At 36.3% G+C, this 20,440-nt stretch carries 24 protein-coding genes and 1 pseudogene; 13 read left to right on the forward strand and 12 right to left on the reverse strand.

What is annotated here, in order from left to right:
* Positions 1 to 113 precede the first annotated feature (113 nt).
* Complete coding sequence (locus tag ABES02_RS15450; RefSeq protein ID WP_430136509.1) at positions 114 to 347, reverse strand: hypothetical protein; 234 nt, start codon at positions 345 to 347, stop codon at positions 114 to 116.
* 6 nt (positions 348 to 353) lie between these two features.
* Positions 354 to 611: a hypothetical protein gene (locus ABES02_RS15455; RefSeq protein ID WP_430136512.1), complete on the reverse strand. Its 258-nt coding sequence runs from the start codon at positions 609 to 611 to the stop codon at positions 354 to 356.
* Positions 612 to 742: 131 nt separating this feature from the next.
* On the opposite strand from ABES02_RS15455, the gene ABES02_RS15460 reads away from it, so the two are divergent.
* Entirely contained in the window at positions 743 to 1,240 is a 498-nt protein-coding gene (locus ABES02_RS15460; protein WP_430136515.1) for an Hsp20/alpha crystallin family protein, read from the forward strand.
* Here ABES02_RS15460 and ABES02_RS15465 read toward each other — a convergent pair.
* A complete protein-coding gene (locus ABES02_RS15465) occupies positions 1,237 to 1,461 on the reverse strand; it encodes a hypothetical protein (protein ID WP_430136518.1) in 225 nt (74 codons plus the stop codon). The genes ABES02_RS15460 and ABES02_RS15465 overlap by 4 nt on opposite strands.
* A 93-nt stretch (positions 1,462 to 1,554) precedes the next feature.
* Here ABES02_RS15465 and ABES02_RS15470 point away from each other — a divergent pair, with 93 nt between their 5' ends.
* Entirely contained in the window at positions 1,555 to 1,968 is a 414-nt protein-coding gene (locus ABES02_RS15470) for a hypothetical protein (protein ID WP_430136520.1), read from the forward strand.
* Positions 1,969 to 2,006: 38 nt separating this feature from the next.
* On the opposite strand, the gene ABES02_RS15475 is transcribed toward ABES02_RS15470, so the two are convergent.
* Positions 2,007 to 2,249, reverse strand: coding sequence for a YkuS family protein (locus ABES02_RS15475; RefSeq protein WP_430136524.1), 243 nt, complete (start codon positions 2,247 to 2,249; stop codon positions 2,007 to 2,009).
* A 101-nt stretch (positions 2,250 to 2,350) separates the two neighbouring features.
* Between ABES02_RS15475 and ABES02_RS15480 the strand changes: the two genes are divergently transcribed.
* Entirely contained in the window at positions 2,351 to 2,491 is a 141-nt protein-coding gene (locus tag ABES02_RS15480; protein ID WP_430136527.1) for a YuzL family protein, read from the forward strand.
* 39 nt (positions 2,492 to 2,530) lie between these two features.
* Here the strand turns inward: ABES02_RS15480 and ABES02_RS15485 are convergent, their stop codons facing one another.
* Positions 2,531 to 4,150, reverse strand: a complete 1,620-nt coding sequence (locus tag ABES02_RS15485; protein ID WP_430136529.1) for an ABC-F family ATP-binding cassette domain-containing protein — start codon at positions 4,148 to 4,150, stop codon at positions 2,531 to 2,533.
* 184 nt (positions 4,151 to 4,334) lie between these two features.
* Between ABES02_RS15485 and ABES02_RS15490 the strand changes: the two genes are divergently transcribed.
* Entirely contained in the window at positions 4,335 to 4,469 is a 135-nt protein-coding gene (locus ABES02_RS15490; RefSeq protein WP_400428728.1) for a hypothetical protein, read from the forward strand.
* A 56-nt stretch (positions 4,470 to 4,525) separates the two neighbouring features.
* On the opposite strand, the gene ABES02_RS15495 is transcribed toward ABES02_RS15490, so the two are convergent.
* Positions 4,526 to 5,128 (reverse strand): SCO family protein, encoded by a 603-nt coding sequence (locus ABES02_RS15495; RefSeq protein ID WP_430136532.1) that lies wholly within the window; start codon positions 5,126 to 5,128, stop codon positions 4,526 to 4,528.
* Between the two features lie 174 nt (positions 5,129 to 5,302).
* On the opposite strand from ABES02_RS15495, the gene ABES02_RS15500 reads away from it, so the two are divergent.
* The 3 genes from ABES02_RS15500 (at position 5,303) to ABES02_RS15510 (ending at position 8,674) form a co-directional block, all read left to right on the forward strand.
* The gene (locus ABES02_RS15500; RefSeq protein WP_430136535.1) at positions 5,303 to 5,701 is read left to right on the forward strand and encodes a CidA/LrgA family protein; all 399 of its coding nucleotides are present in this window, start codon (positions 5,303 to 5,305) and stop codon (positions 5,699 to 5,701) included.
* On the forward strand, positions 5,679 to 6,362 hold the full coding sequence (locus tag ABES02_RS15505) for an LrgB family protein (RefSeq protein ID WP_430136537.1): 684 nt from the start codon (positions 5,679 to 5,681) through the stop codon (positions 6,360 to 6,362). The genes ABES02_RS15500 and ABES02_RS15505 overlap by 23 nt, the downstream gene beginning before the upstream one ends.
* Before the next feature lie 386 nt (positions 6,363 to 6,748).
* A complete protein-coding gene (locus tag ABES02_RS15510; RefSeq protein ID WP_430136540.1) occupies positions 6,749 to 8,674 on the forward strand; it encodes an endonuclease MutS2 in 1,926 nt (641 codons plus the stop codon).
* Positions 8,675 to 8,708: 34 nt separating this feature from the next.
* On the opposite strand, the gene ABES02_RS15515 is transcribed toward ABES02_RS15510, so the two are convergent.
* A complete protein-coding gene (locus ABES02_RS15515; protein WP_430136543.1) occupies positions 8,709 to 8,843 on the reverse strand; it encodes a hypothetical protein in 135 nt (44 codons plus the stop codon).
* 85 nt (positions 8,844 to 8,928) lie between these two features.
* Here ABES02_RS15515 and ABES02_RS15520 point away from each other — a divergent pair, with 85 nt between their 5' ends.
* Complete coding sequence (locus tag ABES02_RS15520) at positions 8,929 to 9,114, forward strand: cold-inducible protein YdjO-related protein (RefSeq protein ID WP_430136738.1); 186 nt, start codon at positions 8,929 to 8,931, stop codon at positions 9,112 to 9,114.
* 51 nt (positions 9,115 to 9,165) lie between these two features.
* Here ABES02_RS15520 and ABES02_RS15525 read toward each other — a convergent pair whose 3' ends face one another.
* The 3 genes from ABES02_RS15525 to yhfH (ABES02_RS15535) all read right to left on the reverse strand — a co-directional run bounded on the left by ABES02_RS15525 (position 9,166) and on the right by yhfH (ABES02_RS15535) (position 9,815).
* Positions 9,166 to 9,351 (reverse strand): hypothetical protein, encoded by a 186-nt coding sequence (locus tag ABES02_RS15525; RefSeq protein WP_430136546.1) that lies wholly within the window; start codon positions 9,349 to 9,351, stop codon positions 9,166 to 9,168.
* Positions 9,352 to 9,474: 123 nt separating this feature from the next.
* Complete coding sequence (yhfH, locus tag ABES02_RS15530; protein ID WP_430136548.1) at positions 9,475 to 9,609, reverse strand: protein YhfH; 135 nt, start codon at positions 9,607 to 9,609, stop codon at positions 9,475 to 9,477.
* Positions 9,610 to 9,680: 71 nt separating this feature from the next.
* Positions 9,681 to 9,815 (reverse strand): protein YhfH, encoded by a 135-nt coding sequence (gene yhfH, locus ABES02_RS15535; RefSeq protein WP_430136550.1) that lies wholly within the window; start codon positions 9,813 to 9,815, stop codon positions 9,681 to 9,683.
* A 290-nt stretch (positions 9,816 to 10,105) separates the two neighbouring features.
* Between yhfH (ABES02_RS15535) and ABES02_RS15540 the strand changes: the two genes are divergently transcribed.
* From ABES02_RS15540 to ABES02_RS15555, 4 genes and pseudogenes are all read left to right on the forward strand, one after another.
* Entirely contained in the window at positions 10,106 to 12,649 is a 2,544-nt protein-coding gene (locus ABES02_RS15540) for a PAS domain-containing protein (protein WP_430136553.1), read from the forward strand.
* Between the two features lie 132 nt (positions 12,650 to 12,781).
* Positions 12,782 to 12,955 (forward strand): annotated as a pseudogene (locus ABES02_RS15545) (hypothetical protein); the annotation flags it as partial.
* A 6-nt stretch (positions 12,956 to 12,961) separates the two neighbouring features.
* Complete coding sequence (fdhF, locus tag ABES02_RS15550; RefSeq protein WP_430136742.1) at positions 12,962 to 14,854, forward strand: formate dehydrogenase subunit alpha; 1,893 nt, start codon at positions 12,962 to 12,964, stop codon at positions 14,852 to 14,854.
* A gap of 205 nt (positions 14,855 to 15,059) precedes the next feature.
* Positions 15,060 to 15,875 carry a LysM peptidoglycan-binding domain-containing protein gene (locus tag ABES02_RS15555; protein WP_430136556.1) on the forward strand — a complete coding sequence of 272 codons (816 nt, stop codon included), beginning with the start codon at positions 15,060 to 15,062 and terminating at the stop codon, positions 15,873 to 15,875.
* A 47-nt stretch (positions 15,876 to 15,922) separates the two neighbouring features.
* Here the strand turns inward: ABES02_RS15555 and ABES02_RS15560 are convergent, their stop codons facing one another.
* Together ABES02_RS15560 and ABES02_RS15565 are read right to left on the reverse strand one after the other, a co-directional pair.
* Positions 15,923 to 17,224: a NarK family nitrate/nitrite MFS transporter gene (locus tag ABES02_RS15560; protein ID WP_430136559.1), complete on the reverse strand. Its 1,302-nt coding sequence runs from the start codon at positions 17,222 to 17,224 to the stop codon at positions 15,923 to 15,925.
* A 224-nt stretch (positions 17,225 to 17,448) separates the two neighbouring features.
* Entirely contained in the window at positions 17,449 to 18,942 is a 1,494-nt protein-coding gene (locus ABES02_RS15565; RefSeq protein ID WP_430136562.1) for a nitrate/nitrite transporter, read from the reverse strand.
* Positions 18,943 to 19,102: 160 nt separating this feature from the next.
* On the opposite strand from ABES02_RS15565, the gene ABES02_RS15570 reads away from it, so the two are divergent.
* A complete protein-coding gene (locus tag ABES02_RS15570; protein ID WP_430136566.1) occupies positions 19,103 to 20,440 on the forward strand; it encodes a TrkH family potassium uptake protein in 1,338 nt (445 codons plus the stop codon).

Genomic DNA, 20,440 nt, shown 5'->3' on the forward strand with positions numbered 1-20,440 from the left:
CCGATTTAGCACTTTTATTAAGTGTACCATTTCGAAGGTGTTTTATAGTGTCTCATTTTTTTAGGTTAGTCTAAAGGATTAGACTCCTTTTCATGGTTTTTTTTGGTTAACGTCTACACGACACTGTTTTTTGCAGAAGCACTATCAATGACATCTTGGTCAGTGACTGCTTGAATAGGAATATTGACAGTAGAAACGTCGCCGTTTAACTCGCCAAATCCTTGATTACGTTTTGTTGAAACAAATAAATCGAGCTGTTGATTCGGTCCCATCACAATATTTGAGCCCTGGTCGACGATATTAACTTTGAATCCAAGTAAATTGACTACCATTGGGGCAAATAACAAGAGCGCTCACTCCTTTACGGTATTAATAGGTTGAGAGTCGAAGGAGGTTGGAGAGTCAATTTGATCTTTATCATCGACAAAACTTCTTGTTCCAACAAAATCACTACAATCTCCAAAATTTTGTCCGTAGCCTTGATTTTTTTTATCAGAATTATGCCATTCTGCCAAAAGGTTTTGACCAATATTTACTGCAGAAGCATTTTCAAAGGAATTAATTTTAATCATAAAGATATTTATATTAATATATGGAACTGGAGTTGGCATTATATCTCCCTCCTCATACTTGCTTATAAATATATGCGGTTCTGAAATGTTTATGAGGTATATAGAAAAGTTGGATTAATTTCTATAAATGAATAGTATGATGGAAATAAGCGCGAAGGTGGTGTGGAAATATGGATATGGATAAGTTAAAACAATGGATGGATCTTGCCAAAAATATGCAGGGTGGAGATTTCTGGAACAATATTTTTGATCAGGAGTTTACTAAACAATTTATGATGAACGATCAGCAATTTAATACTCCTAATGATGGTTTAAATATAAACAGAAAGACAGGCCAGGAGGAAAAACAGCTACGCACCTTTCCTATAATCGATATATTAGAAGGTGAAAGTGAAGTCATTGTCCTGATCGAACTACCTGGTGTAATGAAAGAAAATATAGAATTAGGGTTAAATGGCAACATTTTGACCATTAAGGGCGTAGCTTCACCAATTCATCCACAATTAAAAAAGACCTATACAGAAAGGTTTTACGGTGAATTTTTGCGACAGATTACCTTGCCGGATACAGTCGCTCCGAACGAGTTGCATGCTAAATTTTGGAATGGTCTATTGATAGTCAGCTACCAACGATTCGTTGAAAAGGGTGAAATCATTCCAATTGACTAACTGTGAAAAATAATGGCGTCTAGAATATCAGCATCGTCAACACTATGAATGGGCAATGATATAGTAGAAAAATCAGCTAATTGCTGCCCGAATCCTTGGTTTTTCTTGTTCGTGTTATTCCGTGATATTAATTGTGCACCTCCGATTGTGAAGGTTGAGCCCAGACCAACTCCTGTGATTTTAATGACCCCAAGGTTAACTTTTGTTGGAATAAAGAACATTTTTTTCCTACCTCCTTGATCCAAGTGGACATGTTAAACGAATTTCCCCATATAAATGAAAGTAAGGCAGGAAATAAGGGAGCGTTTGTGAGCATGTCATTAAAAGATTTATTCCCCATATTCCGTAAAAATGATTACGAAAAGGAATTAAAGAAAAAATTGATATCCTTAGAAAAGAGTCTGGAAGAAATGAAAAAATCGCTGCAAACAATCCAAGACCAAAATCCAGCTGATACAAACGGGAGCAAAAACGATCCGCCAATTATAATTGAAAAAATTAATATAGAAAAAATCATTTTGGACAAATATGAGCTAAATAATAATTTTGGACAACTCGGAATTAAAGAATTAAAGGGAAAGCTGAATATAGGTGCTACTTATGGAAGCGAATTTACCCCACATTTGATGGAAGAGGAAAAAGAAGAAAAGATTCCAAATGAAATAAAGGTAAAGCGTTCAACAGAAAAGAGCCCGAAAGTAAACATTCAGGCGAAAAAAGAAGAATAAAAAAGACTAAAGTGAAATCCTTTAGTCTTTCAAAATGATTATTGCAGTCTGCTTTCAACCTGTTGGCATACTTCATCTGCAGACAGTCCGTTCGCATCAATGACCGAAGCTTTTGTCGTGGTATCCTGCATTCCCATTACGTTAGAATCAAGACCGGAAACGACACAGCAATCGCAGTTTTGAGCGTCTGATTCCTGCTTTAAATCGACGACATCATACCCTTTTTCACGCAGTACCTGTGAAATATTTGTAAGAGATTGTTCTACTCCAATTTTTGCCATACAAAACACCTCCTCCTGTAAATTATCATGTCTAAGTTTCAAGGAAATATTCCGCATAAGTTACGATAATCTTCCAAAAGCTAAAATGGGAGGTGTTTTAAATGGGTAAACGTAGTAAACGTAAAGCTGATCCATCCACAATTGGGCTTAACTCTCCACAAGTAGAAGGGCAGGGGACAACTACCACTGAAACTGGTTCGAGAGAAGAGCCATCTTCAAGAAGAAAGCAGAAAAGAATGTAAAGGAAAAAGGGCACCACATCATTGTGGCGCCCATTAGTTTTATTTATACATTTCCGCTACTTGCTTTTGAATCTCATCGTTTTCAAGGTATTCATCATAAGTCATTTGCTTATCAACTAAGCCATTTGGAGTTAATTCAAAAATTCGGTTTGCAATTGTTTGAATAAACTGATGGTCATGGGAAGCAAAAACAAGCGAACCCTTAAAATTAATCAGTCCATTGTTAAGCGCAGTAATTGATTCTAAATCAAGGTGGTTTGTTGGTTCATCAAGTAGAAGCACATTTGCTCCATTTAGCATCATTTTAGAGAGCATGCAGCGAACTTTTTCCCCTCCGGAAAGGACACTTGCTTTCTTTAATACTTCCTCGCCTGAAAATAGCATTCTTCCTAAAAATCCACGTAAGAAGCTTTCACTATCATCTTTTGGAGAGAACTGACGAAGCCAATCAACAAGATTTAAGTCACTGTTTTCAAAATACTCGGAGTTATCCTTAGGGAAATAAGCTTGTGACGTGGTAATTCCCCACTTAAAAGTACCACTGTCCGCTTCCATTTCTCCCATTAATATTTTGAAAAGTGTCGTTTTGGCAAGTTCATTAGTGCCAACGAGAGCGATTTTATCTCCTTTGTTCATAAAGAAGCTGATATTATCAAGGACCTTAACACCATCAATAGTTTTTGATAAGCCTTCCACCCTTAATAAATCATTCCCAATTTCACGATCAGGAGTAAATCCCACGAAAGGGTAACGGCGTGATGATGGTCTGATATCATCTAAAGTAATTTTGTCTAACAGCTTTTTCCGAGAAGTTGCCTGCTTTGATTTAGAGGCATTCGCACTAAACCTAGCAATAAAGCTTTGCAGTTCTTTAATTTTTTCTTCTTTCTTTTTATTGGCATCGGATGCCATTCTTGATGCTAACTGGCTTGATTCGTACCAGAAATCATAGTTCCCAACATAAATTTGAATTTTACTAAAGTCCAAATCGGCAATATGGGTACATACTTTATTAAGAAAATGACGATCATGGGATACCACGATAACGGTATTTTCAAAGTTAATTAAGAAATCCTCTAGCCACTGGATTGCTTTGATATCTAAGTGGTTCGTAGGCTCGTCCAAAAGTAAAACATCGGGTCTGCCGAACAAGGCCTGAGCCAATAAAACTTTTACCTTTTCAGAACCAGTTAACTCAGCCATTTTTTTATAATGAAGGTCTTCACCAATACCAAGCCCTTTTAAAAGAATAGCTGCTTCTGGTTCCGCTTCCCAACCGTTTAATTCAGCAAATTCACCCTCAAGTTCAGCAGCCTTCATGCCGTCTTCGTCGGTAAAGTTTTCTTTCATGTAAATCGCATCTTTTTCCTGCATCACTTCGTAGAGTCTCGTATGACCCATAATAACGGTCTTTAATACTTCAAATTCTTCGTATTCAAAATGGTTCTGTTTTAAAACGGCCATTCGTTCATTTGGGCCTAATTGTACTGTACCAGTTTGAGATTCAATCTCGCCTGATAAAATCTTCAAAAAAGTGGATTTACCGGCGCCATTTGCTCCGATTAAACCATAGCAATTTCCAGGAGTAAATTTAATGTTTACATCTTCAAATAATTTCCGGTCTCCATATCTTAAACTTACATTACTTACGGTAATCATATTTAAAACATCCTCCAAAACAAAAATATCTTTTAATTATATCATTAATAGAGTGGAAGAGCGAATTCAATTGCAGAGAAATATTGTGTAAGAAAAATTTTCTAAAAAATTTTTCCCGTTTTCACACTTTATTCATAAATTTGTTGTAGAATTGGTTTAAGAAGTTTTAAAGAAGGTGAAAAGTATGGCAAAAAAACAGCTTACTGAACTCGTTAACAAATTAAAAAAAGCAGGGATTAAAGCGAGTTTAACAAAACCAAAGTCCAATTACCTTTTATCTCTACAGCAAATAAAAAAATTCCCTTCATCCGTGAATTAAATAGGAAACTAGGTAATAAAAAGCGATTAATCCTGTGGGACTAACCGCTTTTTTTATTATTCTATTTCATCTATGATTTTGTCATATACTTCTTGTTTGTTAAAATCTTTCCCCATAGGAAATTTTTCAATAAATTTGTTGTTTTCATCCACTAAGTAAGTAAAGGTGGAGTGAATAAATTGGCCATTTCCCGGGTCTTTGTATTGGAATTGCAATGCTTCCGTGACTTTTTTGATTTTTTGCTGTTCCGCTTTTATTTGTTGTTTGTCCCCAGTTAAGAACTGCCAGTTTTCATCGTTTTGTATTTCAAAACCATCCATATAACTCTTTAAGATTTCCGGTGTATCACGATAAGGGTCAATGGTAACCGTTATAAATTCAATATCCTTTCCGAATATTCCCTTTTTAACTAAATCTTTTTTCAAATCCACCATCTTTTGTGTTGTGGTTGGACATATGTCAGGACAATGGGTGTAAATAAACTCGACAAGTTTTAATTTTGTTTTATCTTTACCAAAATTATAAGAGTCTTTATTTTGGTTAATTAGGGTAATATCCGCTGGTATTTTAGCGTTTGCATCACGAATAAGGAAAAATGAAATTCCCGCGGTAATACCAAGGAACACCGCTAAACCGCATATAAGATAAATCTTTTTCATTTCGTATCCCTCCTATCATTAAGATAAAGAAGTTTAACGAAAAAAGATATGGATAATTTGTGAACAAAACTAATGCGAAAGGGAGGTTAATGCTATATACTTGAATATTATTATTAATTTTTTGAATAATAAGACTTCATTTGTTTCAATTATAGGCAGATGGGTGGGGAAAAAATGAAACAGGTATGGAAATTTTCCTTTCAAATGATCATACTCATAGTCTTTTATCAAATCGGTAATCAATTATCCCGTTTTTTTCACTTGCAAATACCAGGAAATGTAATTGGGATTGTTCTACTTTTAGCCTTCCTATCGATGGGATGGATTAAAATCGAACAAGTTGAACTGTCTGCTGGATGGCTGTTAAAACACCTAGGCTTTTTTTTCATACCAATCTCAATAGGACTTATGACTCTTGGGGATATTTTTTTAAAACAAGGATTTACCATTCTATTGGTACTAATAATAAGTGCATTAATAGGACTGTTATCTGCCGGGAAAGCTACCCAATTCGTTATAATGAAAAAAGAGAAGGGCAAAGTGAAGGTTCATGACCATGATCACGCTCTTTAATTTATTCATAACGGTACTTGTCTATTTATTTACAAGGTTTTTATCGAAAAGATATCAATCACCATTAACGAATCCCGTGTTCTTAAGTACGGTTATCATTATTGCCATATTATTGATGGCACATGTTTCCTACGATGAATATGTCCCTGCAAAAAACATGTTGACCTTTTTACTAGGGCCGGCAACCGTGGCATTGGCATTACCCATTTACAAAAATCGTGACATTCTTTCTAAATACTTGAGTGCTGCTTTTATTGGCTTATTTTTCGGATCGGTTATGACCATTTTATCTGCGGTTATATTAGCAAAAATCTTTCATTTTTCGAAGGTGATTATCCTTTCCTTTACTGTTAAATCGGTAACGGTGCCGGTTGCAACAGAAATAGGGAAAATAGTAAACGGGAATCTATCGCTTATTGCAGCTGTTGTAATAATTACTGGAATGATTGGGGCAATGTTTGGTCTAAAATTCCTTCAGTGGTTTAAGATAGATCATCCCTTTGCCAGAGGACTATCAATAGGAACCATTGCACATGGAATTGGAACGGCAGAGGCAGTAAAAGAAGGGGAGATTCAAGGAGCGGTAGCCGGGGCAGCGATGGGTATTGCAGCTGTGTTAACATCGTTCGTGATTCCATACATAATCCCATATTTACTTTAAGCCCATTTTGTCATGCTAATATTGACATCACCTTCCAAATATCGTATTCTTTAGAAGAATTCTACTTTTCAAAAAAGAAGGAGTATGTTTTATGTTAGGTGTCGTTCTTAACTAATCCAATCAATTGGATATTTTCATTTCGATTTACTACCAGTTTTTTCGCGATTAGTGAAAAAGCTTGTTTAAGTATGTTTTGGAATGAAGTTAAGAACAATGGGCAAACATAAGCATACATCTTTTTACCAATGTTGCTGTGTACACTCGTGTAGACAGTTTTTTATTTTGGGGTAATTTCCGTATGCAAAATGAGTAGAGAAACTCATTTTATTTTTAGCCGCAATGACATTGTTCATTGCGGCTATTTTAATATTTGGGAGGTTAATAAATTGAATCAGCATACTTTTAAATCGTTGGAGATTATGAAAATAAAGGAAACTATTGCTCAATATGCGTTAACGAAAGAGGGAAAGGAAAAAATCGATCAACTTGCTCCATCAACTAATAAAAAACAAATTGAGGCATGGCTTGATGAAGTTTCAGAGGCGGTCGAGATATTGAATAAAAGTGCAAGTGTTCCGGTTCATGGTATGGATGGAATGGAGCAGTTAATGAATAACATGAATAAAGGTGTAGCATTAAGACCAGAACAACTATCGAAGCTTTATGATTTTTTGGATTGCTGTAGAAAAATGAAAAGATACATGACGGATAAAGAATTCTATGCTCCAAGAGTTTCTGCCTATGTGGATGTAATCGACGAAATACCTGAATTAGCTGGTGAAATTATTCGCTGTATCCGAAATGGCAGGGTGGACGATTATGCAAGTAAAGAATTGCTAAAAATCAGGAAACAAATTGCTATCCAAGAGGAGCGACTCAAAGAAAAAAGCTTGCAGTTAATCCGCTCAAACAAATATAAGACTTACCTACAAGAGAATGTCATAAGCCAACGAAATGGGCGATATGTCATTCCTATTAAAAAGGAATATCGAAACAAAATAAAAGGTACAGTGCTTGATACTTCAGCTTCAGGCTCCACTCTTTTTATGGAACCAGAAGAAATGGGTGTATATCAGGATCAACTTTCCTGGCTTCATGCTGATGAAGAGATCGAAGTACAAAAAGTATTAACCTATTTAACTGGTTTAGTCGAAGAAAAAGAGCAGCAAATCCGTCTTGCTATGGAGATCATGGTTCATTATGATTTTTTATTTGCCAAAGCCAAGTATTGCCGTTCTATTAATGCTTGTAAGGTGCTGGTAAATGAATCGGATGAAATTAAACTTATAGAAGCAAGGCATCCATTATTAGGTAAGAAAGCTGTACCTTTATCATTTGAAATAGGTCATAATCAAAAAGCATTAGTAATAACGGGTCCAAATACAGGCGGAAAAACGGTTACAATCAAAACTGTCGGTCTTTTAACCTTAATGGTGCAATGCGGGCTTCATATTCCAGCAACGGAAGGAAGTAATATATGTATTTTCGAACGGATTTTGGTGGATATAGGTGATGGGCAAAGTATATCAGAAAATTTAAGTACATTTAGTTCAAGAATCGTCAATATCATTGAAATTCTCAAGGAAACAAATAACCGTACGTTAACATTATTAGATGAGCTTGGCTCAGGTACTGATCCAGGTGAAGGGATGGGACTTGCGACAGCGATTCTAGAAACTCTTTATGAAAAAGGGGCTATCATCCTGGCAACCACTCACTATAGTGAAATTAAGGAATTTGCTGAAAATCACACAGGTTTTATAAATGGTTCAATGGAGTTTGACCTAAACACACTTAGCCCAACGTACCGCTTAAATATAGGTAGAGGAGGGGAGAGTCAGGCATTTGCCATTGCTCTAAAGCTCGGCATCCATCCGAAAATAATTGACAGAGCACACCATATTACCTATAAGGAAGAAAAAAACTATTCAACCACGATAACCGATCCATGGAAGCTTAAGGAATTAGAGAAGCAGGTAATCATCAATAAATATCAGAACCATAAGAAAGCACCGAAAACAGATCTGGAGATTCCTGTTTATCAACAAGGTGACAATGTTAAGGTATCACCTTCGAATGAATTTGGCATCATCTATGCGGGGCCTGATCCTCATGGGAATTATATGGTCCAAATCAAAGGGGAGAAAGTGTCTATAAACCATAAAAGACTTAAGCTCTATATCCCAGCGAATGAGTTATATCCAGATGATTACGACTTTGATATTATTTTTCAATCAAAGGAAAACCGTAAGAAAAGTAAAATTTTTTCAAAGAGGCACGAGGAAAATATTACGATTGATTATACAGAATAACTAAAAAAGCCTTCCGATTCAGGAAGGCTTCGTTTCATTTGTTTTTCAAATATTGTTGAGCTAACAGCTGTTTTACTTCATTATAGCTAAGGCCTGATTGCGCGTTTAACCTTTTCACTTCCTCTATATCTGTTCCAGCCACAGTAACGTGTTTAGAATTTGCTTTCATATTGATTTATACCCCCTTATAAAAATATTTTATCGCTATGAAAGGGATTTTTTAGGACATACTATAAAAAAAGGAGGCGGTTCCAATTTTTTATGGTAAACGAGCAAAAGACGAAGAAATTGAAACAATCCTAGTGGATACTGAGATTTACTCCTGTATGGATGATTCATGTATTGGCTGGATGAGAAAAGATTTTGTTACGGATGATTTACTATGTCCAATGTGTGGTAATCAAATGGCACAGGAAATACGTGAGCTTCCTAAAATATAAAAATGGTTGTGTAAAAAGACTGTCTAAGAAGCATGGACAGTCTTTTCTATATTAAAGATTTTCATTTTGCTGGCCAATCTCGCCCTCGGCAAGAATGGTATTAGCTTCCTCAAGGGCCTCATGTTCGTCAACTGAGTCACCAGGAACATTTTTTAAGTTAGGAAAAACTGCACCTGTATTAACAGTACTAAGTTTTTCTTTTGGAGCTGTAGTCAGATAATCTTCTTTTTTCGTCATTTGAATCAACTCCTTATCTACAGCTTTTGCTTCAGGAAATTGCTTTATGCTTACATATTTTTAATTCAAAATGTAATTAATGAATAAATTGAAAAAACTCTCCAGCTGTGGAGAGTTTTCATTCTATTCCTCTTTTTTGGATAAACAGCGATCACATTCCATTAAATAAGATTCAGCTTGCTCCTCCATATGTTGACCGCATTCAGGACATTGCTTTTTTGGTAAATTACGAAAAAACTCAACCGGACTCATTAACATGTAAATCTCCTCCTTTGGTAATACAATATATTAAATATTTTTATTGTTATAGTACAGTGTGTGCAAAAAAATTATTCCTCTTTTTTTGACAAACAACGATCACATTCCATTAAATAAGATTCAGCCTGTTCCTCCATATGCTGACCACATTCTGGACATTCCTTTTTAGGCAAATTACGAAAAAACTCAACTGGACTCACTAACATTAATACTCCTCCTTTATTAATACAGTTTAATAATTTTCGTTTTGTTATAGTACAGTATAAACAAAAAAAACGAAAATGTGTAGACCTTTTTTAAAAAAATTTGCACAATTTTAAAAATAAGTCTTTTATCACGGTTTCTGATTTTCATAAAGAAGGTTACGTTCATGTAAGGAAAAAAATTGGTTAGAATAAGCTAAAAAAGAGCTTTCTAAATTTCATACTTCCATAATCGATTGCTTTACATTACAATCATAGTAGAAAAAGACTAGATATTGGGGAGATGCTTGTTAATGAATGCAATAGTGGGAACATTTCACCCTTATTTCTTTATCATTGCTATTGGTTTAACCATAATGGCTTCATATACAGCATTAGATATGTTTATATTAATTCGATCGTCGGATCAAAATAAGCGGATGCTGTTTCTTGGTGGAACACTGTCGATGGGCATTGGGATTTGGGTAATGAATTTTATGGGGCTGATTGCAGCCGATACAAATTTGTTAGCCAGCTATCATATTCCGCTTACCATTCTTTCCATTTTTATTGGAGTAGCTTTTACAGGAATGGCTTTTATTCCATTTTTCGATAAGAAAATTCGATTTTATCATTTATTTATAGGAAGTTTACTTTTAACACTTGCTGTTATTGCTATTCATATTATTGGGATTTATGCAATGAATATAACGATAAAATACAATCTTCTTTTATTTATTTTTTCTGGTTTATTAATTTTTTCATCCTTTTTATTTTCATTATCACTCCTTTTTCCTACAAAAAGCTACATATATGGGAATCTGGTCTGGTTAAAACCTGTTAGTGCCATCATTATCTCTGGTTCGATAGCTGTAGGGAATGCCCTTTTAAAGAAGGCCACCATATTTGGTAAATCGAATGAATTAGTGAATACTTCAAACACTGACAGTTCTTTTTTCATTTATCTGGTGATATTTATATCCGTACTTATTATCGGAGGACTGATTGTATCTAGTACTTTAATAAGTAAACAGCTGGCGGCTTCTGATACAAACTTAAAGGACATTAAAGCAGCACTTGATGCTTCAACAATAGTGGCTATTACAGATCCTTATGGAACAATCGTTTATGTTAATGATAAATTTGAAGAAATATCAAAGTATTCTAAGGACGAAATCATTGGGAAAAATCATCGGGTCATAAATTCAGGTTACCATTCAAAGGAGTTTTTCCAGGACTTATGGAAAACCATTCAATCTGGGAAGATTTGGCGTGGAGAAATTAGAAATAAAGCAAAGGATGGCACTTTTTATTGGGTGGACACGACCATTATTCCATTTTTAAACAGAAAAGGGAAGCCGATTCAATACATCGCGATTCGATCGGATATTTCACAAAGAAAATTAGCTGAAAAAAATCTTTTAGAATCAACAAAAGAAGTAAGGGATATAACCTTTGCTCTTAATCAATCCTCCATTGTGGCCATTACGGATGAGAAAGGAAAAATTACTACTGTAAATGAGAAATTCTGTGAAATTTCCAAGTATAGCCGTGAGGAATTAATTGGTCAGGATCATCGAATTATCAACTCCGGTTTTCACTCAAAGGATTTCTTTAAGGACCTTTGGAGTACGATTGGTCAAGGCAAGGTGTGGAAAGGTGAAATTTGTAATCGCGCTAAAGATGGGACACTTTATTGGGTCAATACAACGATTGTTCCATTTTTGAATAGTAAAGGGAAGCCTTATCAGTATGTAGCAATTAGAACAGATATTTCTAATCGAAAACAAGCTGAGGAGCATCTAAAAGAAACCATCAAGGAAAATAATGATATTAAATTTGCCTTGGATCAATCCTCGATTGTTGCATTTACAGATGCTAAAGGAAAAATAACCAGTGTAAACGATAAGTTCTGTGAAATTTCAAAATACAGTCGTGAAGAGATTATCGGACAAGATCATCGTGTCTTAAATTCAGGTTATCATACTAAGGAGTTTTTCAAAAATCTTTGGAAAACAATTGGCGAAGGCAAGGTATGGAAGGGAGAAATTCGCAATAAAGCAAAGGATGGAACTTTTTACTGGGTAGATACTACGATTATTCCATTTGTAAATGATCAAGGGAAACCATACCAATATTTAGCTATAAGAAATGATATTACGGAACGAAAGAAAACCGAAGAAGTTCTCCATCGTCAAGATAAGCTTGCAGCCGTGGGACAATTAGCAGCAGGAGTTGCCCATGAAATTCGTAACCCGCTTACTTCAATGAAGGGTTATGCCGAATTTTTGCAGTTAGATGAAAGTGATCCGGAACGATTGGAGTTTTTAAACATTATTCTCGATGAAATCGAACGGGTTAACACTATCGTTGAAGATTTTATGGTGCTAGCAAAACCAAAGGCAGTCGAGTTAGAAGAAAAAAATGTTGTTCCTGTTATTAAAAACGTTGTTTCATTATTGGAGTTTGAAGCAAGAAAGAAAAATGTCCACCTTTCTTTTGATTGTAATCAGGAAATCATCCAAATTGAATGTGATGAAAACCGCTTAAAGCAGGTATTTTTAAATTTTATTAAAAACGGAATTGAAGCAATGCCAAATGGCGGGGATTTGCATGTTAGGACTCTTATTCATGAAAATAACGTACAAATTTCCATTCAAGATACTGGTGTCGGAATTCCTAAGGATAAACTAAAGAAGCTAGGAGAACCATTTTATACAACCAAGAAGACAGGAAATGGTTTAGGACTTATGGTAAGTTTCAAAATTATTGAAAGTCATAACGGTAAAGTTTTCGTTGAAAGTGAACCAAATAAAGGAACTACTTTTAATATTCTATTGCCGGCTAAAACAGCTTAAAAACGAGAGAGCATATCTCTCGTTTTTTTATATCCAAAATCTTCATTCATAAAAATGTCAAAAAGTTATAAAAAAATAAATCTACATTCGTAATAAATAGATTAATATGTTTATATAGGTAATTATGTTTTTATGGGAGGGAAAACAGTGGGAGAAGCAAGCTTTGTAAAAACGATTTGTGGATACTGCGGTACTGGCTGCGGTTTAGTCCTAGAGGTCCAGGACAACAAAATTATGAAAATCCGCGGAGATAAGGAAGCCCCGGTAAATAAAGGCCAAACGTGTGTAAAGGGTGCCTTTGCCTATGAATACGTGCATGCTAAAAATAGATTATCTTCTCCGCTTATTCGAAAAGCCGGACAGCTTGTGGAAGCAACTTGGGAAGAGGCCTATCAATTCATTGCTGGTAAGTTAACTGAAATCAAAACTAACTGGGGCCCAAATGCAATTAGCATGTTCGCATGTGCCAGGAGCACTAATGAATCCAATTACATTACACAGAAATTCATGAGGACTGTTATTCAAAGTAACAATATAGACGGATGTAACCGAACGTGACACGCTCCTAGCGTTGCCGGTCTGGCAACTGTTTTTGGAAGCGGTTTCCCTACAAATACGCTCGAAGACTTCGATAAAGCTGAAGTTTTGTTGTTAATGGGATCCAACACGACTGAAGCCCATCCGATTATTGCAAACCGTATAAAAAAAGCGGCTAAATCAGGACTAAAAGTAATCGTGATTGACCCAAGGAAAATTGATATGGTGAAAATCGCCCATCGTCATCTTCAAATTAACGTGGGATCTGATATTGCCCTTATCAACGCATTTATTCGAGTCATCCTCAAGGAAGGCTTATACAACCCTCAGTTTATCAACCAATTTACAATTGACTTCGATAAGTTGGAAAAACAGGTTGAATTATATACACCTGAATATGCGGCATCGATAACCGGTGTGGCAGCCGAGGATATTGTGGCTACGGCAAGAGAGTATGCAAATTCCAGTGGCTCAATGATCGCCTATACCCTAGGGATTACGGAGCATCACTGCGGTGTTAATAATGTATTTGATATTGCCAATCTAGCGCTTTTAACTGGAAACATCGGGAAACAAGGGACAGGAATCATGCCATTACGAGGACAAAATAATGTTCAAGGTGCGGGAGATATGGGCTGCTTGCCAAATCAATTGGCTGGAGCAATGAGCTTAGCAAATGAGGAATTTCGTGCTCGTTATGAAAAAGAATGGAATGTTGTGCTAAATCCACAGGCTGGTGATACACAAACGCGTACATTTGACCGCTTGGAAATGGGAGAACTAAAGGCCTTATATATTATTGGGGAAAACCCGCTTCTTGCCGATGTTCATATGAATCATACTAAAAAATTATTTGAAAAGCTCGACTTATTAATCGTCCAAGATATCTTCTTAACTGATACGGCTAAAATGGCGGATGTCGTCTTGCCTGCACGTTCGTGGGGAGAGGTGGATGGAACGTATACCAATACAGACCGCCGTGTTCAACGGGTCCGCAAAGCGGTTGAGGGTCATCCGAATATTAAAGAGGACTGGGAAATTCTTTGCGAGCTTTCTACAATAATGGGTTACCCGATGCATTATAACAACAGTGAGGAAATTTGGGATGAAGTCAGAAGAATGGCTTGGGAGATGTATGGCGGTATTTCTTATGAGCGGCTTGATAAAGAGTACAGTATACATTATCCTTGTCCTGATGAAAATCATCCTGGAACCTTCATTATGCATGAAAGGTTCCATCAAGCTGAGCCTATTGTAAAAAAATCACCATTTGTACCGGTTGATTATACAGCTCCATTAGAATTACCTGATGATGAATATCCGTTTGTGTTAACAACTGGTAGACGTTATGAGTCTTACAATACTCATTCTCAGACCCGTCATTATGCAGCAGGAGTAAAGATTAAGCAAACCGAAGAAACAGTGGATATTCATCCTGATGATGCAGCGGTTCTCGGCATCGACGATGGTGAGGTTGTTCACGTTCGTTCGCGAAGAGGGGAGCTTGAGGTAAAGGCGAAGATTACGGAACAAGTGGTACCTGGTCTTGTCTTTATGAGCTTCCACTGGAGTGAAACCCCAACAAATGTTTTAACATTAAATGAATATGACCCTATTTCCGGAACAGCCGAATTCAAAGCCTGTGCTGTGTCCATTTCGAAGATTTAAAAAAGGGTGTTATAAAATAGTGTGGTAGTAATACTGCACTATTTTTTTAATATTATTATTCAGATTATTCGGTTACTTAGAAATATTATCGTAATATAATTGCCATCCTTGTCATTCAATTAACATCTCCCTGTTCTTTGTTTCAGAAAATTTCATGTTATCATGAGTACAAGTTAGCAACGAAAGAACATGGGAGGAACAAACAATGATTAGTAAACTAAAAACATTCATCGCAGTTGCTGCACTCTCAGGAACTGTAGGCGCTAATGTACAAGCGGCAGAATTAACTGTGAAAAAAGGAGATACCCTTTGGGATCTGTCACAAGTACATAACACATCAGTAGAAAACATTCAAAAATGGAACCACCTTTCTACAGACCTGATCCATCCAGGAGATGTATTAACGATTGCAACGGAAAAACAATATACAGTAAAACAGGACGATACATTATGGGATGTTGCGCAAAATTACCAAGTATCAGTTCCTCAAATAAAAGAATGGAATAAATTAAATACTGATTTAATCCATCCTGGTTTAAATCTTGTAATCTATGAGGGATTAACCGAAAAGGATATAAATAAACCTGTGCCAGCAAAAGAAGCTGCAGCTAGTCCTGCTGTAACTAAAGCTGAACCAGCAGCACCAGTAGAAGCTGCTCCTAAGCCTGAAGTTGCTCCTAAGCCTGAAGTTGCTCCTAAGCCTGAGGTTAAGGTGAGTGAACCGGAAAAGACAAAAGAAATTACAGTCAAGGCTACAGCCTATACGGCTTCCTGCGAAGGATGTTCCGGTACAACTGCCACAGGTGTTGACTTAAACGCTAACCCGAACGCAAAGGTAATTGCTGTTGACCCTTCTGTTATTCCATTAGGAAGTAAAGTATATGTTGAGGGATACGGTGTTGCCACCGCTGCTGATACAGGAGGAGCGATTAAAGGAAATCGTATTGACGTGTTTATTCCATCTGAACAAAAAGCGATTCAATGGGGTAAAAAACAAATTACCGTTAAAATATTGAACTAATAATAAAAGAGAGTCAGGTACCAAATGGTGCCTGACTCTCTTTTTACTTATCCAACCTGTTTAACTACGGATTTGGAAACTGTTGCTTTTCGTTGATAGAAGAACCAGTTTAGTCCAAATGCGACAACATAGAAACCAATAAAGAAGTAGAAAGCAGTTACAGGAGTACCGGTTGTATTAACAGACCATCCGAATAGTTTTGGAATGAAAAATGATCCATATGCTGCAAAGGCTGCAGAGAAACCAATTACTGGCGCTGCTTCTTTAGGAATGAAAATATTTGGAATCATCTGGAAGGTAGAGCCAGAACCAATTCCTGATGCAAAGAAAAGAACCAAGAAAGCGGTTAAGAATCCTGCAAATTGTTTTCCATTTAAGAAGTAAATAACTCCTGCAGCTCCAATTCCCATAATGACTAATACATATGCTGTTACTCTTGCACCGCCAAGTTTATCCGCCATCCAGCCGCCGACAGGTCTGGCAGCCGCCGCTACTAACGCACCAAGGAAGGCAAGTGAGATGTGTTCAGGAAATTGAGATTTAAGTAAAAGCGGGAATGCCGCAGAATAACCAATAAATGAACCGAAAGTTGCTACATATAGTGCAGTCATTATCCATGTGTGCTTACGTTTTACAATAATAAATTGGTCTGCTACAGATTGTTTCGCGCCTGGGACGTTATCCATTTTAAATAAAGCAAGAATGGTCATAATAACGATAGGGATTACCCAGATAAAAGCTGCATTTTGTAACCATACTCCCTGACCGTTTGCTAATACTTGTTTGTCACCGACTAAAGCGAAAGTTCCTGAAGTAATAATCAATGGAGTAACAAATTGTACAACTGAAACACCCATGTTTCCTAAACCGCCGTTAATTCCTAATGCTGTACCTTTTTCTTTTTTTGGAAAGAAAAAGCTAATGTTTGCGGAAGAAGATGAGAAATTACCTCCGCCTAAACCGCAAAGTGCTGCAAGCAATAACATGATTGAGAATGGAGTATCTGGATTTTGAACAGCGAAACCAATACCGATAGCTGGGATAGCTAATATTGCGGTAGAGATTACGGTCCAGTTTTTGCCACCAATCGATCCAACTGCAAAGGTATAAACAAATCGTAGTGTTGCCCCAACAAGACCTGGAATGGCAGCAAGCGTAAATAATTGCTCTTCGGTAAAATGAAAACCGATATCGTTAAGTCTTACTGCTACAACAGACCAAATCTGCCATACGATAAATGCAAGCATTAACGATGGAACAGAGATCCAAAGATTTCTCCTAGCATGTTTTTTTCCTTCTGCGTTCCAAAATTTTTCATCCTCGGGATTCCAATAATTAATTCGAGCCATAATATATTCCCCCTATGTCCTTTTTCAAATATTTTTTATGATGTCGTTTAAGTTGTTGTTTATGTTGTTACTATAAATCAAATGGTAACGTGATTTTTGTGACGTACGTCACAAAAATGGTGAAGGAATTGTGAACTGGCTTTCAAAGACAAAAAGTTGTAATATTTTCGGATCCATAATGAAATGGACATAAAAAGAGACCCTCGTGTTGAGGATCTCTGAATTTATTCTAGATTATCTTCGAAAAACATACCGACATAATTTTTAGTTTCCCCTGCATCATCTTTGATTGCAGTAATCGTTAACCATTCACGATATATATCATTGTTTTTTCGCTTGTTCCAAACATAGCCTTCCCAAAGTCCTTTTGTCTTTAACTCATCCCACATTTTTTTATAGAATTCGTTGTCATGTTCACCCGATTGAAGCACGCTCGGTGTTTTGCCAATTACTTCTTTTTGTGTATAACCTGTTATCTTTGTAAATGCCGGGTTGACCTTTTGAATAATTCCATTTATATCAGTGACACAGATACCATCTACTGCATGATTAACTATCTTTGAAGAAATATCAAGTTTTTCCTGATAATAAAGCCAAACGACGATAACTAAACTTGCTAAAGAAAATTCCGATAAAGACATAAATCCAATCGCATAATGGCCTGTAAAATTAAAAAGAATAGTTAAAATTATAGGTGGAAAGAAACCTCCAAGTCCCCCAATTGCAGCTACAATTCCATTAACAATACCTGCTTGCTTCGAAAAATATAATGGGACAAGCTTAAAAATTGCCCCGTTTCCAATGCCTGCAAAAAAGGCGACCAACAAACAGCCAAAAGAGTAAATCGGCAGGGAAGGTGTAAATGATAAAAGAAAACCAGCAAATGTTAGACTGAAAAAGACAGCCATGAGGATAAGAAAAGGATTGATTTTATCCCCAAGCCAGCCCCCAATCGGTCTGAAAATGGTTGCCAAAGCAATAAATCCAGCCGTGCGTAACCCAGCATCCACTTTATTTAATTCAAAATGATTTACTAAAAAAGAGGGCAAGTAAATAGTAAAGGCAACAAAAGATCCGAAAGTAATAAAATAAAACAAACTTAAAAACCAAAGCTTTGGGTTTCTATATACTGCTTTGATTTGTTCCGATAATGAATTATTCACTTTTATTTCTTTTCGGTCACCAAAAAGAAAATTTATGAAAGCAAAAAGCAATACGATAATCAGGAATACCTGTACGGTTGTTCTCCAACCAAATTGATTGGCTAAGACTGGTGCGAGAAAGGATGTTATTGCCGTACCAATATTTCCTGCTCCATAAATTCCATTTATTAAACCATGTTTTGCTTTTCCGTAATATTTTGGCAGTGAAGTAACCCCAATGGAAAAAACAGCTCCTCCTATACCGAGAAGAAACCCTGCCAAAATTAACATGAATAATGTTTTAGCAAAGCTCATTAAGACAATTGGCAAAAGGAGAATGATAAAACTTATAGAAAACAATAATCTTGCACCATAGCGGTTCGTCCAAAATCCAATAGGAACCCTTAAAAGTGATCCAAGGATAACAGGGACAGCTGTTGCCCATGCAATTTGCGTGGAAGTAAGATGAATATCCTCCTTAATAAAAGGCATTAGTGAAGAAATCAGCACCCAAACCATAAATCCCGCAACGAGGCTTCCTGTTTGAATAAAGAGTTGTCTTGTTCCTTGATACATTATGATCCCCCTTTCATAGAAAATTTTTCTTTGAGTATTATAGAACAATTTTTCATAATTGACAGTGAGGTAAGACACAATTCTATCAAATTTACAAAAATATTTAATGTTGGGTTTGGAAATATTAATATTGAATAAAACCAAGGATTGGGAGAAAATTATGCCACACAAAAAAAGCTTTCTTGATCCACCAAAGATTCTTGTTTTGGGTTTTGCCGTTATCATATTATTCGGTGCACTTTTATTAACATTACCCGCTTCGACAACGAATGGACAGGGATTGTCATTTTTAAATGCTATATTTACAGCAACTTCTGCAACATGTGTAACCGGCCTTGTTGTTGTCGACACCGGAACAACTTTCACGATGTTGGGCCAATTAATTATCTTATCTTTAATTCAAATTGGCGGCCTGGGGTTTATGACCTTCGCGACGCTTTTTGCTTTCTTGCTTGGTAAACGAATTTCTTTAAAAGAAAGAATATTACTTCAGGAATCATTAAATAACCTTTCAATGGAAGGAATTGTTCGATTAGCAAGGAGAATATTAATTTTCACTGCAGTGATTGAAACAGCCGGGGCTGTCCCGCTAGCTATACGATTTTCTTTGGACATGCCTATTGGAAAAGCAATCTATTTCGGAATATTTCATTCCATTTCCAATTTTAATAATGCTGGATTTGATTTAATGGGTGAATTTCACAGCCTAACAAGTTATGTGGATGATCCAACCGTGACATTAACAGTGTGTATGTTAATCACATTAGGTGGGATTGGTTTTATCGTCATGAATGAAGTTTTTGAATTTAGGCGGTCAAAACGATTATCTTTACATACAAAGGTTGTTCTAATGACAAGTTTATTTTTGCTGGTCGTCGGGACAATCGGTATTTTTTTCTTAGAGTTATCAAATGAGAAAACACTTAAACCATTGTCACTTTCAGGAAAGGTGCTTGGATCGTTGTTTCAATCGGTAACAGCCCGAACGGCCGGGGCTAATACCTTAAATATTGGAGATTTATGGCATTCATCCCTGTTATTAATTATTATCTTAATGTTTATTGGTGCATCACCGGGGTCAACGGGAGGAGGTATTAAAACGACCACGTTTACTACCTTAATTGGAGCAGTTTGGTCACAAATTCGCGGTAAAGAGGATGTTATCTTTTATCGTCAGCGGATTGTTTATGAAACCATTTATAAAGCCCTGACCGTCACGATTAGCGGTTTGTTTTTAGTTATGATTACTACGTTCTTATTAACCATTACAGAATCAGGGAAAGATTTTTTAATGATATTATTTGAAGCTACATCAGCATTTGCAACGGTAGGTCTATCAATGGGCTTGACGCCAGAATTATCTGCAGTTGGTAAGGGATTAATTATTTTTACAATGTTTGCAGGAAGGGTCGGACCGTTAACGATTGCTTTTGCAGTAACAATGCGGAGAAACCCTGATGCTTTCAGATATCCGAAAGGCAAAATCATGATAGGGTAA

The sequence above is a fragment of the Neobacillus pocheonensis genome, from assembly GCF_050477905.1.
Classification (GTDB): domain Bacteria; phylum Bacillota; class Bacilli; order Bacillales; family Cytobacillaceae; genus Neobacillus; species Neobacillus pocheonensis_A.